Here is a 14,431-nt window from a genome sequence, read left to right on the forward strand (position 1 = left end):
ACAACGCCGAAACCCCCACCTACCGGTAAATGCGCACCTATTTCGATACGAACGGATGCGATTTCTCACGAATGTGCAATAGTTGCGTGGCGTACATGCGTTGTTCAAGATCATCTGGTCCAATGGATTGGTACCGAGAGTGCGTGCACCAGTTGCGCACCTCCGAACGAATGGAAAGCTCCGTGAGCATTCGAACGGCCGAATACCCCCGGCCGGACCATTTCCTGCTCCACCTCAGCGATACGCACCTCCTCGCCGGGGGCAATCGCCTCTACGGCAGTGTGGACGTTGAGGCCCATCTGGCCGAACTCTTCGCCGAGGTCGAGGCATCCGGTGCCCGCCCCGAGGCGATCGTCTTCACCGGCGACCTCGCCGACAAGGGCGAACCGGGAGCCTACGACCTGCTGCGCCGAATGGTCGAACCGGTCGCCGAACGCCTCGGGGCCCAGGTCATCTGGGTGATGGGCAACCACGACGACCGTTCCGCCTTCCGCACCGCGCTGCTGCCGGCGCAACTCGGGGCCACGCCCATCGACCAGACCAGCCCGATCGACCAGGTACACGAGATCAACGGTCTGCGCATCATCACCCTGGACACCTCGGTTCCCGGCCACCACTACGGCGCGATCTCCGACCGCCAGCTTCTCTGGCTGGCGGGCGAGCTCAGCACCCCCGCACCCGACGGCACCATTCTCGCCCTGCACCACCCGCCGGTGCCGAGCGTGCTCGACCTCGCCGTCGCCGTGGAACTGCGCGACCAGGATCGTCTCGCACAGGTTCTGCGGGGAACGGATGTGCGCAGCATCATCGCCGGACACCTGCACTACTCGTCATTCTCGACTTTCGCCGGCATCCCGGTGTCGGTCGCGTCGGCCACCTGCTACACGCAGGACCTCAACGTTCCCGTCGGCGGCACCCTCGGCCGCGACGGCGCCCGCGCGTTCAACCTCGTGCACGTCTACGCGGGCACCGTGCTGCACTCGGTCGTGCCGCTCGGAACCTTCCCGTCACTCGACTACATCGATGCCGCCGAGACGACGAGGCGCCTCGCCGCCTCGGGCATCGTTATCGAGCCGTCGGAAGCGGGGCCGTCGGGTACTGGGCCGTCGGGTACTCAGCCTGCATGGCAAGAGCCGCCAATGACCACGCCGATCCCGGTTCTGCACTAGTCGCTGCGCCAGCGCGCTCCCACGGGGCGACGATCGGAAAGTACAGTTCGAGAAACTCGGTGACGGCGGCGCGGCGCACCTCGTCGGAGATCTCCGGGTTGCTGCCGTCGTTGAGGCAGAACATGTCCTGGTCGCGGCGCTTGCGCAGCCGGTTCATCTGGCGCAGGGCCGCCTTCAGGGTCGTCTCGACGTAGAGGGAGCGCACCTGGGTCTGGGCGACCGCGTGCCCGGTCATCAGCCCGTAGTAGTGATACAGCGAGTTGGTGACGGAGATGTCGGTCGCCGACCGGAACCGGCTGGCCGCCGTGCGGGCGAAGTCCTCGGGAAAGACGCCCTCCAGTTCGCGCATCACGCTCTTGCGCATCGGCGCGGGCGTGTGCTCGAGGTGGCGCGTGGTGACCTTTCCGAAGCGGCCGCGCAGCAGGGCACGGTTGACGCGCGCCGCGTTCTCGAAGCCGCTGCGGGTCGGATCGTTCTCGCCGAGGCCGATCCGGGTGCGTGCCTCGACGAACTTGGTGACGCCGCCGGGAGAGAAGAACAGTTCCGGGCCGACCGGACGCCCGAAGAACATGTCGTCGTTGGAATACAAAAAGTGCTCGGCGAGCCCGGGAATGTTGTGCAGCTGGCTCTCCACGGCGTGCGAGTTGTGGGTCGGCAGCACGGTCGGGTCGGCGAAGAAGTCCTCGCTGCGCATGATCGTGACTCGCGGGTGGTCGGCAAGCCAGATCGGGGCCGGCGAATCCGTGGCGATGAAGATCCGGCGAATCCAGGGGGCGAACATGTACACGCTGCGCAGGGCGTACTTGAGTTCGTCGATCTGGCGGAAGCGCGCATCGGAGTCGTCGCCGTCGCCGACCACGTAGTCCTGCATCCGCTTGGCGCGTTCGATCTGAAAATCGCTCGACGTGCCGTCGACCCAGGAGAACACGAGGTCGATGTCGAAGGAGACGTCGCTGGCGAGGTCGTCGAACATGTTCTGCAGCGTGAGCCAGGTGCGGCCGTAGAGCTCGATGGTCGTCTCGCGAGCCTCGGAGCGCGGCAACCGGGTGCGCATCAGCGCGTTTTCGACCGGGGCGATGATCTCTTCTTCACCGAAGCGCCAGAGTTCGAACTGAAAAGCGGTTTGGGCGCCGTAGCGCAGCCGGCCGATCGGTTCGATTCGCGGGCGGTACACGCGAAAAACGGATGCCTTCTTGTGCGTCGACAGTTCGCCGTCGGCCAGCAGGAACGGCGGCGCGGGCGGTCCGTCGACGGGCTTGGCGTAGAAGGGTTCGTTGGCGAACGCGGCGGCGAGCACGCGGGTGAGCTGTTTGCGGCGTTTGCGGTCGACGGCGATGACGGGCCTGTTATGGTCGCCGCGCACCAGGAGAAAGTCGATGCCCGCATTCGTCAGGGCATCGTGCACGGCGAGGAGGTCTTTGACCATCGATTCGTGCGGGGTGAAGTGCCCGTTGATGAGGGCGATCTCGCCCTTGCGCACGACGAGGTCCTCGCGGTCGAAGCGGCGGGTGCGCGCGTCGGGCGTGACGAGCACGAGTTCGGGCTCGGGACTGAGCGGGAGTGTCGGAATCAGGCCGGAATCGAGGCTGACCTCGTCGGTGAAATCCTCGCCGATGGCGGCGGCCACGACGTCCGGGGCGATGTCGTAGGAGAAGCTGTAGGCGCTGTCGGCAATATCGACGTTGTCCAGGTCGGCGGTGTCGATGGTGCTGGTGGTGTCGGTCGTGACGGTGGGGCTGTTGGCGCTGGTCTGCGCGTCCGGCTCGGCGTTCGGACGGTCAAGTGTTGCCATGGTCCTCCTCGAAATCTGGAACACTCGATCACGAGGCAACCACACGCTATGCCCAGGGGGAGTGCGTCCGGTATCACCGGCCCAGCGCCCCGTGAACCGGGTGCGAGAGCAGCCGGCGGAACGCGGTGGCGCTCCCTGCAGTCTACCGCCCCGCCGCCGCCCGGCGAGAAGAACGAATCGCCCGAGCTGTGGCCCGCGGCTCGGTCGACCCTGATCGCCGTCGGGTGGGCATCGGGTACACGCCGGGCCGCGCTGCTCGACGCCCTATTCGGCGAGGTACGCGGCGAGGATGCGGGCGTGGTTCACGTGCGGGTCTTTCGCCCCGTAGACGAGCGTCGTCGTGATTCCCCGTGCGGTGTTGTCCCGAATCAGGTCACGCAGGTCGGCGACGGCCGCTACGGTCTGGGGCGAGCCGTCCAGTTCGGCCCGGTACCGGGCGGTGAAGTCGTCGAGGCGGTCGGGGTCGTGCTTCCACCAGGTGCGCAGGTCCGGTGAAGGCGCCACGTCTTTCGGCCAGGAATCCAGGTGCGCGGTGGCCTTGCTCACGCCGCGCGGCCAGAGTCGATCGACCAGCACGCGGCATCCGTCGGCCTCACTCGCGGCCTCGTAGGCGCGCTTGATCGTGACGCTCATTCGGTGACCGTGCCGGCGGGCGCTGTGCCGGCCGCCGCAGGAACAGCCGCCGCGGCGAGGTCGGCCGGGTCGGTGACGGGCAGCCGGCAGGTGAAGTCGCGGCAGACGTAGGCAGTGGGTCGTCCACCGATGGCACTGCGGCCGGCGAACAGGTCGAATCCGGCGGACGCGAAGGCGCGCGCCTGGCCGTCGGTGACGGATGCGACGAGCCCCGCCGGTCGTCGACGCACGGCCGCGAGCAGCGAATCCGTGGCGGGGGCGACGGACCGACCGGAATCGGGGCGGGGATCCCGACGGTCGGGGCCGTCGGGGTGGTCGGGGTCGTCGGGGCGGGGATCCGGGCTGACGATGACGAGCTGCTCGGCCGCGCCGGTCAGGGTGGCCATGAGCCGCAGCGACGCACCGAAAGCGAGTGGGCGGGCAGGCGCGAGACCGGCCACCGGGCCGAGGGCGGTGACGGCGGCGTCGCGATACCGCGTGTCGGCGGTGAGCAGGTAGAGCAGGCGGCTGGCGTCGGCCGTGGCCGTCAGCCCGGAGGGGTACGCCCCCTCCGACGGATCCACCGAGACGACGAGGCCCTGCCCGCGCAACACCGGATCGGGCCCGTTCGGCGCGTGGAACGGGGGCGTCGCTACCGCCAGGGTGTTCGCATCGGTCGCCTCCCGCTCCCCTGCGACGCCGCCGGCAGTGTCGGAGGGTGCGCGTAGCGTGCCGTCTATGAGGTCGCGACCGACCAGCGCATAGCGCACCTCTCCCGTCGCAGCCGCGAGTTCAAGGAGGCCCCGTGCACACATCCCGTAGTCCTCCAGCGTGGCCTGTGCGGCGGACGGGCGGCCGCTGACGGAGGCGCGCACGAGGGTGCCATCGGCGCGCAGGTGCTTCTCCAGCAGATAGTCGGCGGCGCGACGGGCGGCATTCGTGTAAGGGGGAACGTCGAAGGCGAAGCCGACCCGGGCCAGGGCCCCGATCGCGAGCCCGTTCCAGCCGGTGAGTACCTTGTCGTCGAGGGCGGGTGGGGCCTCGCTGCGGCGGGCCTCGACGTCGAGGGCGTAATAGCCGCCCTCGACGCGTTGGCCGGCGACGGTGCTCTCGGAGTCCTGCGCGCTGGCGAATCCCCCATCCGGCAGCTGCAGCACCGCCAGCAGAAACCCGGCGATGCCCTCGGCGACCAAGCGTGCCCACGGTTCGGAGGTCAGGGTGAAGGCCCGCGTGTACAACTCGAGCAGCTGGGCGTTGTCGTAGAGCATGCGTTCGTAGTGCGGGTCGCTCCAGTCACGGTTCACGGCGTAGCGAAAGAACCCGCCCTCGACGGGGTCGCGCAGCGGCGAAGCCCCCATGCGTTTCAGCGTGCGCAGGGCGAGCGCCCGCCCGGTCGGCTGGTCGAGCAGAAAGCCGAGGGCTGGTGCCACGGGAAACTTCGGCGCGCCCCCGAAACCGCCGAACAGGTCGTCCTCGTAGGCGGCGAGCTCGGCGACGGCCGCGGCCAAGGCGGCCGAATCGGGCAGCGGGTTGGTGCGGGCGAGCTGCTCTGACGATTCGGTGAGCGCGCCCGCGACCTGGGCGGCACCGGCGGTGACGGCCGCGCGGCGGGTAGTCCAGGCATCCGTCACCGCTTCGAGCACCATGCGGAACGACGGATGCCCGCCCCCGCCCGATCCCTGCGCGGCGATGGGAAGCGGTGGAAAATATGTTCCCGCGTGAAAGGCCTGTCCCTCGGGGGTGACGAAAACGTTGAGCGGCCAGCCGAGACCCTCCACGAAGGCGCTGGCGGCGGCCAGATAGCTCGCATCAACGTCGGGATGCTCTTCCCGGTCGACCTTGATGCTCACGAAATGGGCGTTCAGGTACGCCGCGAGCACCGGGTCGCTGAAGCTCTCCCGGGCCATCACGTGGCACCAGTGACAGGTGGAGTAGCCGATGGAGACGAGCACCGGAACGTCGCGGGCGCCGGCCTCGGCGAACGCCTCCGGACCCCACGAATGCCAGTCAACGGGGTTCTCCGCGTGCGAGCGCAGATACGGGCTGATGGCGTCGGCGAGGCGATTGCTCATACCCTCATTGTGCCCGCTCATGGGTCACGATTTCGCATCTGTCGCCCCCTTGCGTCGGGCTTCGTTGGGCGTAGGCTGCCCGGCGTCGAGGAAAAGAAGCTGCGAATGACTCAGGATCCCCTGGCGCAGCGGCTGTGGCTGGCTGCGCACACAGATGCCGGACTTCTCACCACACTGCGAGTGGCCTATCGCGGTCGCTTCGACGTGCTGGACGCTCTCTGGTGGCGGTTTCGGCCGCTCACGCCGACCGAGTCCGGGCATGCAGATCCGGCCGTCGAGCTCGCCGAGGTGCAGGCACACGTGTACTCCCGCGAGTGTCTCGACGAACCTGTCATCGACGCCTACGACGCGCTGACCGGCGCAACGGTCACCGCGACTCCCCACGAGCACCGTATGCGGGCTCTCACGGCGCAGCTCCAGCAGGATGCCGTCGCGCTCGACGCTCTGCTCGAGCGGATGCGGGACTGGAAGGCCGTCGCCCCGGCCGACCCGGGCCATCCGCCGGTCGATGCCTGGGATACGCCGGAAGCCCGGGACACGCCGGACTCGCCGGAGACCCGGACGACGGAACCCGTGGCGGCGCCCACGGCGTCCCCGGCCGTCGCACTCGCGGCCCCGCACGTCGCGCTCCGGGGGCGGCCGGTTTTTTTCGGGCTCGGTCTGGTCATCGGTGTGGTGCTCGGAGCGGTCGGCACCCTCGGCTCCCTCGCCCGGGCCGAGTCGCCCGGGCGCGGCGACGCCGCGAGTGCCGAGGAGAACACCGCCGACACCACCGATTCCCGCGCGGGCGCCAGCCCCGGTGACGTGCTGCAAATCTTCGATGAGGTTCCCGACTGGCCTGACGGCGCCCCACCGAAGCTCGGCCCGGAATACCGTCCGGACTCCATCCGCAGCGTGCTGGGCCCGGCAGACACCGGCTTCGGCGTCTACGTCGCCCAGCGCGGTTCGGCCGAGTACTGCATCATCGTGCAGGACGCCGACAAGAGCGGCAGCACGGCATGCTCCACCCGACGCACCATCGCAGCATCGGGTCTGCACATGCGTGCGCTGGTCTGGTCGCCGCCCCAACCCGCCGAGAACGCCGTGCTGCTGCAGGTCTACGTGACATGGAACCGCACCGGGGCGATCGTGGCCGGCACCTCACCGCGCGCGGTCGGCGGTGCGGCCCCCTACACCGGCTCCTCACCGGCACGGGAGCCCGCGGCCTCCACGCGCTCGGTCGATACGCCCGCACCGGCGGTGAACCGGCCGGCCGTACGGTGCGGCCCGGTCGTACGCATCGCTCTGTGCTGACCCTCGGTTTCGGCTGACCCTTGGTGTCTGGCCGACCTGGGCGAACGGCCACCCGATAGGGTGAGCGCAGAGCGGGGGCACGATGAAGTTCGGCGGGGTGACGACGGAACAGGTGCAGGAGCTCCGGGATTCGGTGCTGACGGATGCCGTGAAGCTCGCCGATGCGCGTGAGGCCTACCGCGGCAGCGGGGACGTGCTCGATGCCCTCTGGTGGCGGCTGCATCCGTTCACCCCCACACCTGCCGGCACGCCGGATCCGGGCGCAGCCCTGCCGGCCCGGCAAGCCCGGGTGTACGCCCGTCCGTGCACGGCCACCGGCGGCGTGGCGCCCACCGGCGCGGCCGGGCCCGTCAGCACGCTCGCCGCCGCAGAGCAGGAACTCCGGGCACTCGAGCAGCGCCTGGCTCTCGACGCCGCCGCGCTCGATTCCGTTGTTGAGCGGATGCTCGCAGTCGCCACCGTGGGCACGGGCGGGGGTGCTGCGGCGACCGACGCGCAAGCCGCGGCGCGCGACGGAGCGGGAGTCGGAGCAGCCGCCCGGCGCGGTCCGCCCCTCACTGCGTGCAGCCGGGGTACTTCGGGCCGACGGTGGCGGCGCGGCCTCTCGGTCTTCGCGCTCGGCGCGGTCGTCGGGTCGGTCTGTGCCGCGCTGGCGGCGACCGTGGCGCCGTGGGGTGCCGAACCGCAGGCCGCCGCCGATGCTGCGTCGGCCCCGGCCGATACCGCCGTCGATGCGACGACGGCGGCGGCGCTGAGGATCTTCACCGCGGCGACCAACTGGCCCGATGATGCGCCGCCGCCGCTCGGTGCCGAATACGATCCGGCCAGCATTCGCAGCGTGCTCGGTGCGGCTCCCTGGAGTCCGGGGTACGGCGTCTACGTTGCCCACCGGGTGGGCGGCGACGTCTGCATCATCGTGCAGCAGAACCATCGCAGCGTCCAAACGGCCTGCACGAGCCCGGCAACGCTCGCCGATCGCGGGCTCACCGTGCAGGCGAGCGTCGCGACGAACGCCGCGACGAACGCCGAGGACGGGACGGCTACCGATGCAACCGCCGACGCTGTTCTCGTGACGGTCGACTGGCGTCCGGACGGATCGATCGTGGCCCAGACCTCCGCCACCGAGACGCCAGCGGTCACGCCGTACGACCTGCCCGCGGCACCGGCACCGCTCGGAGAATTTCGAAGCTGAACGCCGTGCGGGGCACGAGACGACAACGCCGGCAGGCCGGTAGACAGGGTCGAACGAACGCGGGTAAGCAGCCAGCCGCGGCGATTCAGGCGAGCAGAGCCTGTCGGCGGCGTTGCACACGCACCCAGACGATGAATCCGATCAGGGTGAATGCACCGTAGAACAGGTAGAGCACCGCGGATGCGTAATACCCGGCGCTGATCAGCAGCGGCACGCCGACGATGTCGACGGCAACCCAGATCAGCCAGAATTCGGTCCAGCCGCGGGCCATGCCGTAGGTCGCGAGCAGGGAACCGGTGAAGATCCAGGCATCCGCCCAGACCGGCTCGAAGGAGCCGAGCGCGCGAAAGATCGGGGTGAGCACGAGGGTGCCGGCGACCAGGCCGACGCCCAGCAGGATGCGGGTGCGGTTGCTCGCCCAGTGCGGCACGACGGCGACGTGCACCGTGGAGTTGCGGCTGCGTTGCCAAGCGACCCAGCCGAAGATCGAGACGACGATGAACATGATCTGCCGGCCAGCCTGGCCGAGCAGGTTGACCGGGTTCGGGGTGCCGAACACCGCGCCGAGGAACACGGTGAACAGCAGCAGGTTGCCGACGATGCCGACCGGCCAGGCCCAGACTTTGCGGCGCATCCCGCCGACGGCGCTGGCGATGCCGAAGACGTTGCCGACGACCTCGCGCCAGAGGATCGTCTGGCTACCGATCTGCAGCTGGGCGTCAAAAAGCCATTCAATCGGGTTCACGGTGCTCGTTTCCTTCGGTGCGAACCGAAATCTACCAGACCGGTCCCGTCACCCACGTCTGGCAGGCGCCACTTCGTCCGAGCGCGGGAACTGCGCCGCTACGCGGGTGGCGCACAGTTCCCGCGCAGCGGCGCGCTAGTTGACGTCGTTCGGGTGCGCGGAGACGCGGCCGGCGCGCTCGAGGGCGCTGATCATGGCGACCTGGGTGTGGGTGAGTTCGAAGTCGAAGACGTCGAAGTTCTCGGCCATGCGCTCGCGACGGTTCGACTTGGGGAAGAGGATGTTGCCGGTCTGCAGGTGCCAGCGAATGACGACCTGGGCCGGGGACTTGCCGTGGGCTTCCGCGGCATCCGCCACGACCTGCTCGTCGAAGAGGGGGTACTTGCCCTGGCCGAGCGGTCCCCAGGCCTCGATGTTGATGCCGCGCTCGCGGGCGAAGCGGGTCACCTCGAGCTGCTGGTGGGCCGGGTGCAGCTCGATCTGGTTGACGGCGGGCACGATCTCGGTGTCCGTGATCAAGGCTTCGAGGTGCGGCACGAGAAAGTTGGAAACGCCGATGGAGCGAGCGCGTCCGGACTCGCGGATTTTCTCGAGGGCCTTCCAGCTCTCGACGTAGCGGCCGTTGGCCGGTGCCGGCCAGTGGATCAGGTACAGGTCGACGTAGTCGAGGCCGAGCTTTTCGAGGCTCTCGTCGAACGCGTCGAAGGCCGACTGGGTGCCCTGCCGGTCATTCCACAGCTTGGTGGTGATGAAGAGGTCCTCGCGGGCGATCGTCGACTCGGCGAGCGCCGTGCCGACGCCGGCTTCATTGCCGTAGATGGCCGCCGTGTCGATGTGGCGGTACCCCACCTCGAGCGCATCGGAGACGATGCGCGTCGTCTCGTCCGGATCGACCTTGAATACGCCGAAGCCGAGCTGCGGGATGGTGTGGCCGTCATTCTGGGTGAGGGTGGGTACGGAATTCATCATGCATATAACCCTATTAGCGATCCCTGCACCCTTCCTGACTCTTGCCTGAACAGGTCAGCGGTACGGGCCGGCGGCACCGATCAGCGCGTCAGCTGCACGCGTACAGCCTCGGGGGTGCGGTCCAGGTAGGTGATCGTGAAGCGGCCGGGGTGCCGCGCCTCGAGCTGCCCCAGCAGCGGCAGCGGGTCGTGCGGCGCCACGATCACGAGCCCGCTGCCCGCGGCGATCGCGTCGGCCGCGCCGAACACGGTGGCGTGACGGATGGCGTGGGGCACGGTGCGCACGTCGAACTCGGGGTAGTCGATGCTGTCCTCGGCGCCGCAGCTGCATTTATGCTCGGTCGAGCCGCATCCGGTCTGGGCGGCTGCCGCCGGGGCTGCGTCCGTGAGGTCGAAGTGGGGGCGGTCAGCGATGATGGCCGCGTCTGTGGCGGCAGTGTTGGTGTCCATGCCGCCCACGCTATTCGCGTCCGGGCGGCCACGCACGCGTTAACACCGGTTTTATCCTTTTTAATCCGGAAGGTCGGCATAGAGCGCGGAAAGTACGATGGAACAGTCATGACTACCGCACCCCAGATCACTTTCCCGGCCGAACTGCCGATCAGCCAGAACCGGCACGAGATCGCTAAGGCCATCCGCGACCATCAGGTCGTGATCGTGGCGGGCGCGACCGGCTCGGGCAAGACCACCCAGCTGCCCAAGATCTGCCTCGAACTCGGCCGCGAGAACATCGGTCACACCCAGCCGCGCCGCCTCGCCGCGCGCACCATCGCCGAGCGCATCGCCGAGGAACTCGGCGAAGAGGTCGGCGAGACCGTCGGTTATCAGGTGCGCTTCACCGACAAGGTCGGCGCCAACACCCGCATCAAGCTCATGACCGACGGAATTCTGCTCAACGAGATGCACCGCGACCGCTTGCTGCGCAAGTACGACACCATCATCATCGACGAGGCCCACGAGCGCAGCCTCAATATCGACTTTCTGCTCGGTTACCTGCGACAGCTCCTCCCCCGGCGCCCCGACCTCAAGCTCATCATCACCTCCGCGACGATCGACCCGGCGAGCTTCGCCGCGCACTTCGCCGACGCCGACGGTGTGCCAGCCCCGGTGATCGAGGTCTCCGGTCGCACCTACCCGGTCGAGGTGCGCTACCGGCCGCTCGTCGCGGAGCCCGGCATCGACGATGACGATGACACGACGGATGCCGCCCCCTCCGTCGACCGCGACTACATCGAGGGCATCACCACGGCCCTCGACGAACTCGAACGGGAATCCAACGGTGACGTGCTCGTGTTCCTGAGTGGGGAGACCGAGATCCGCGACGCCGCCGACGCACTGCAGGGCAAGTACGCCTCCTCGCAGAGCCGCAACCCGACCGAAATCCTGCCGCTCTACGGCCGGCTGTCCGCAGCCGACCAGCACAAAGTGTTCCAGACCTCGACGATTCCGGGCGTGCGCCGCCGCATCGTGCTCGCCACCAACGTGGCCGAGACCAGCCTGACCGTGCCCGGCATCCGCTATGTCATCGATGCCGGAACCGCCCGTATCAGCCGTTACAGCGTGCGCTCCAAGGTGCAGCGTCTGCCGATCGAGGCCATCTCGCAGGCCTCCGCCAACCAGCGCAGCGGCCGAAGCGGGCGCACCAGCGACGGTATTGCGATTCGCTTGTACTCCGAAGAGGATTTCTCGCGCCGGCCGGAATATACCGAGCCGGAGATCCTCCGCACCAACCTCGCGGCCGTGATTTTGCAGATGATCTCCCTCGGCCTCGGTGATATCGCCTCCTTCCCGTTCCTCACCCCGCCGGACAGCCGAAACATCAAGGACGGCCTCGACCTGCTCTCCGAGCTCGGCGCGGTGCACCCGGGAGCCCTCGGCACCGGCTCGCGCCTGACCCGCATCGGCCAGCAGCTCGCTCAGCTGCCGATCGACCCACGCTTCGGTCGCATGGTGATCGAATCCAAGACCCAGGGCACGAGCCGTGAGGTGATGGCGATCGTGGCCGGCCTGACCATCCAGGACCCGCGCGAACGCCCGCTCGAACGCCGCGCCCAGGCCGACCAGCTGCACGCCCGGTTCGTCGACCCGACGAGCGACTTTCTCAGCCTGCTCAATCTCTGGAACTACCTCGAGAAGCAGCAGGCCGAACTCGGCTCGAGCGCCTTCCGGCGGCTGTGCAAGAACGAGTTCCTCAACTACCTGCGGGTGCGCGAGTGGCAGGACGTGTTGCGCCAGCTGCGCCAGATGGCCAAGCCGCTCGGCTTGCACCTGGGCGACCCGAGCGTCAACCCCGACGGCGTGCACCGCTCCCTGTTGGCCGGGCTGCTGTCACACATCGGCCTGAAGGACATGGCCAAGAAGGACTACGTCGGCGCCCGCCAGCAGCGCTTCGTGTTGTTCCCCGGCTCGGCCCTGGCCAAGAAACAGCCCTCGGCGGTGATGAGCGCCGAACTCGTGGAGACCAGCCGCCTGTTCGCCCGCATGAACGCGGTCGTCGATCCGGCCTGGGCCGAACCGCTCGCCGGCGACCTCTGCAAACGCAGCTACTCCGAACCGCACTGGGAGATGAAGCAGGGCGCCGCCGTCGTCTACGAACGGGTCACCCTGTACGGGGTGCCGATCGTCGCCCGCCGCCGGGTGCAGTTCTCCCGCATCGACCCCGCCTACGCCCGCGAACTCTTCATACGTCACGCCCTCGTCGAGGGCGAATGGGACCGCGCGTCCGTCATCGGTGGACGTTCCGGCATCCCGGATGCTGCACCCGACCGGGGCGGCAACGGGCCGTCCCGCAACGAGCGCGTCGCGATCAGCGCCGACGGCGGCGGGTCAACCCGCGGTCGCGGCCGGGGCGGCGCAGACGCTGGTGCGGCTGCCCGGGGCGGCCGGCCGGGCCAGATCGGGGATCCGGGCATGTGGGCCTTCGAACGCGCCAACGCCCAGCTGCGCGAGGAACTCGCCCAGCTCGAAGAACGCACCCGGCGCCGCGACATCCTCGTCGACGACGAGGCCGTGTTCGAGTTCTACCAGCGGCGCATTCCGCCGGAGGTGTGCTCCACCAAGAGCTTCGAGGGCTGGTGGCGCAAGGCCCGGCTCGAGACTCCCGATCTGCTCACGATGACCGCCGACGCGCTCGTCGACGAAGACACCCCCGAGATCGACGAGGGCGTCTTTCCGCCGAGCTGGCAGCAGGGCGACCAGCGCCTGTCGCTCGGCTACAAGTTCGAGCCCGGTGCCGAAGACGACGGCGTGACCGTGCAGGTCCCGCTCGCCCTGCTTGCCCGGCTGTCTCCGCACGGTTTCGACTGGCAGGTGCCGGGCCTCCGCGCCGAACTCGTCACCGCGCTGATCAAGTCGCTGCCGAAGAACATCCGCCGCAACGTGGTCCCGGCCGGCGACTGGGCGGCCAGGCTGCTGGCCGAATTGCCGCCCCAACCCGGCATTGTTCAGACGGAGCCATCCGACGTTCCCGACCAGTCGTTCGCCGCGACCCTGGCCGGCCTCATCCAGAAGCTCACCTACGTTCCGGTGACCGCAGTCGACTTCGAACTCGACCGGGTGCCCGCGCACCTGCGGCCCACCTTCGTGGTGTCCGACGAGCGCGGCCGCACGGTCGCCGCCGGCAAAGAACTCACCGAGCTGCAGCGCCGACTGGCGCCGCGGGCGCGCGAGAGCGTGGCGAAGGCATCCGCTCAGATTCCGACCAACGCGATCGAGCGCGGCGGCCTCACCACCTGGGACTTCGGAGAGCTGCCGCGTTTTCTCGACACCAAGATTCGCGGCAGCCAGGGCGAGAACACCATTCGCGGCTACCCGACCCTCGTCGATGAGGGCACCTCGGTCGCGATTCGTATGATGAGCACCGAGGCCGAGCAGGCCAGGGCTCTGCCCCGCGGGGTGCGGCGACTGCTGCTGCTCGCCACGCCGAGCCCGGCCGCGTATGTGCAGCAGCACCTCACCGGCACCGAGAAGCTCAGCCTCGCCACGAGCCCGTACAAGAACACCGCGGCCCTGTTCGAGGACTGCCTCGCGGCAGCCGTCGACGACGTGCTCTACCGGGTGCGCCCCGACGGCCAGATCTTCATGAAGGCCGAGTTCGACACCATCCGCGACCGCGTCTCGGGCGTCGTGATGGACTCGATGTTCGAGACCGTCGGCCTCGTCGCCCGAATTCTCGCCGCGGCGCGCATCGCCGACAAGGAGCTCAAGGCCGCCACGAGCATGGCCCTGCTGCCGGCGATCAGCGACGCCCGCGGCCAGCTCGCCGGGCTGATCTACCCCGGTTTCGTCTCTTCGACCGGCCTCGCCCAGCTGCGGCATCTGCCGCGCTATCTCGGCGGAATCAGCGCACGCATCCCGAAGCTCGTCGACAATCCCGGCCGCGACCGGGTCTGGATGAACGAGGCCCAGGCCGCGACGGCCCGTTTCGAGACCGCCGGCGGCACGATCCCCCTGCAGACGGATGCCGCGGCGCACCTCGTGCGCGCCCGCTGGATGATCGAGGAGCTGCGCATCAGCCTGTTCGCTCAGGAGCTCAAGGCCGCCGAGAGCGTGTCGCTGCAGCGCATCCAGAAGGTGCTCGCCGTCTAAC

10 protein-coding genes are annotated in these 14,431 nt (G+C 68.9%); 4 read left to right on the top strand and 6 right to left on the bottom strand.

Features of this window, described 5'->3' with window-relative positions:
• Window positions 1-182 precede the first annotated feature (182 nt).
• On the top strand, window positions 183-1,169 hold the full coding sequence (locus D6T64_RS07175) for a phosphodiesterase (RefSeq protein ID WP_233550902.1): 987 nt from the start codon (window positions 183-185) through the stop codon (window positions 1,167-1,169).
• On the opposite strand, the gene D6T64_RS07180 is transcribed toward D6T64_RS07175, so the two are convergent.
• From D6T64_RS07180 to D6T64_RS07190, 3 genes are all read right to left on the bottom strand, one after another.
• Window positions 1,066-2,961 (bottom strand): stealth family protein, encoded by a 1,896-nt coding sequence (locus D6T64_RS07180; RefSeq protein WP_119973649.1) that lies wholly within the window; start codon window positions 2,959-2,961, stop codon window positions 1,066-1,068. The genes D6T64_RS07175 and D6T64_RS07180 overlap by 104 nt on opposite strands.
• 264 nt (window positions 2,962-3,225) lie before the next feature.
• Window positions 3,226-3,594, bottom strand: a complete 369-nt coding sequence (locus tag D6T64_RS07185) for a DUF488 domain-containing protein (RefSeq protein ID WP_119973652.1) — start codon at window positions 3,592-3,594, stop codon at window positions 3,226-3,228.
• A complete protein-coding gene (locus D6T64_RS07190) occupies window positions 3,591-5,645 on the bottom strand; it encodes a thioredoxin domain-containing protein (RefSeq protein WP_119973654.1) in 2,055 nt (684 codons plus the stop codon). Before D6T64_RS07190 ends, D6T64_RS07185 begins: the two co-directional genes overlap by 4 nt.
• A 105-nt stretch (window positions 5,646-5,750) precedes the next feature.
• Here D6T64_RS07190 and D6T64_RS07195 point away from each other — a divergent pair, with 105 nt between their 5' ends.
• Both D6T64_RS07195 and D6T64_RS07200 read left to right on the top strand, forming a co-directional pair.
• On the top strand, window positions 5,751-6,938 hold the full coding sequence (locus D6T64_RS07195) for a hypothetical protein (protein ID WP_119973656.1): 1,188 nt from the start codon (window positions 5,751-5,753) through the stop codon (window positions 6,936-6,938).
• Between the two features lie 82 nt (window positions 6,939-7,020).
• A complete protein-coding gene (locus D6T64_RS07200; RefSeq protein WP_119973658.1) occupies window positions 7,021-8,130 on the top strand; it encodes a hypothetical protein in 1,110 nt (369 codons plus the stop codon).
• 85 nt (window positions 8,131-8,215) lie between these two features.
• On the opposite strand, the gene pnuC is transcribed toward D6T64_RS07200, so the two are convergent.
• From pnuC to D6T64_RS07215, 3 genes are all read right to left on the bottom strand, one after another.
• Window positions 8,216-8,875 carry a nicotinamide riboside transporter PnuC gene (gene pnuC, locus D6T64_RS07205; RefSeq protein WP_119973661.1) on the bottom strand — a complete coding sequence of 220 codons (660 nt, stop codon included), beginning with the start codon at window positions 8,873-8,875 and terminating at the stop codon, window positions 8,216-8,218.
• A 135-nt stretch (window positions 8,876-9,010) separates the two neighbouring features.
• Window positions 9,011-9,841: an aldo/keto reductase gene (locus tag D6T64_RS07210; RefSeq protein WP_119973702.1), complete on the bottom strand. Its 831-nt coding sequence runs from the start codon at window positions 9,839-9,841 to the stop codon at window positions 9,011-9,013.
• An 83-nt stretch (window positions 9,842-9,924) separates the two neighbouring features.
• Window positions 9,925-10,293: a DUF2249 domain-containing protein gene (locus D6T64_RS07215; protein WP_119973664.1), complete on the bottom strand. Its 369-nt coding sequence runs from the start codon at window positions 10,291-10,293 to the stop codon at window positions 9,925-9,927.
• A 108-nt stretch (window positions 10,294-10,401) separates the two neighbouring features.
• Here D6T64_RS07215 and hrpA point away from each other — a divergent pair, with 108 nt between their 5' ends.
• On the top strand, window positions 10,402-14,430 hold the full coding sequence (gene hrpA / locus D6T64_RS23190; RefSeq protein ID WP_233550908.1) for an ATP-dependent RNA helicase HrpA: 4,029 nt from the start codon (window positions 10,402-10,404) through the stop codon (window positions 14,428-14,430).
• Window position 14,431 lies beyond the last annotated feature (1 nt).

Origin of the sequence: Cryobacterium melibiosiphilum, assembly GCF_003602235.1 — a bacterium.
In the GTDB taxonomy this organism is placed as follows: domain Bacteria; phylum Actinomycetota; class Actinomycetes; order Actinomycetales; family Microbacteriaceae; genus Cryobacterium; species Cryobacterium melibiosiphilum.

Coding starts and splice junctions, on each gene's coding strand:
- D6T64_RS07195 (WP_119973656.1), top strand. CDS start 5,751: ATGACTCAGGATCCCCTGGCGCAGCGGCTGTGGCTGGCTGCGCACACA.
- D6T64_RS07215 (WP_119973664.1), bottom strand. CDS start 10,293: ATGGACACCAACACTGCCGCCACAGACGCGGCCATCATCGCTGACCGC.
- D6T64_RS07185 (WP_119973652.1), bottom strand. CDS start 3,594: ATGAGCGTCACGATCAAGCGCGCCTACGAGGCCGCGAGTGAGGCCGAC.
- D6T64_RS07190 (WP_119973654.1), bottom strand. CDS start 5,645: ATGAGCAATCGCCTCGCCGACGCCATCAGCCCGTATCTGCGCTCGCAC.
- D6T64_RS07210 (WP_119973702.1), bottom strand. CDS start 9,841: ATGAATTCCGTACCCACCCTCACCCAGAATGACGGCCACACCATCCCG.
- D6T64_RS07200 (WP_119973658.1), top strand. CDS start 7,021: ATGAAGTTCGGCGGGGTGACGACGGAACAGGTGCAGGAGCTCCGGGAT.
- D6T64_RS07180 (WP_119973649.1), bottom strand. CDS start 2,961: ATGGCAACACTTGACCGTCCGAACGCCGAGCCGGACGCGCAGACCAGC.
- hrpA (WP_233550908.1), top strand. CDS start 10,402: ATGACTACCGCACCCCAGATCACTTTCCCGGCCGAACTGCCGATCAGC.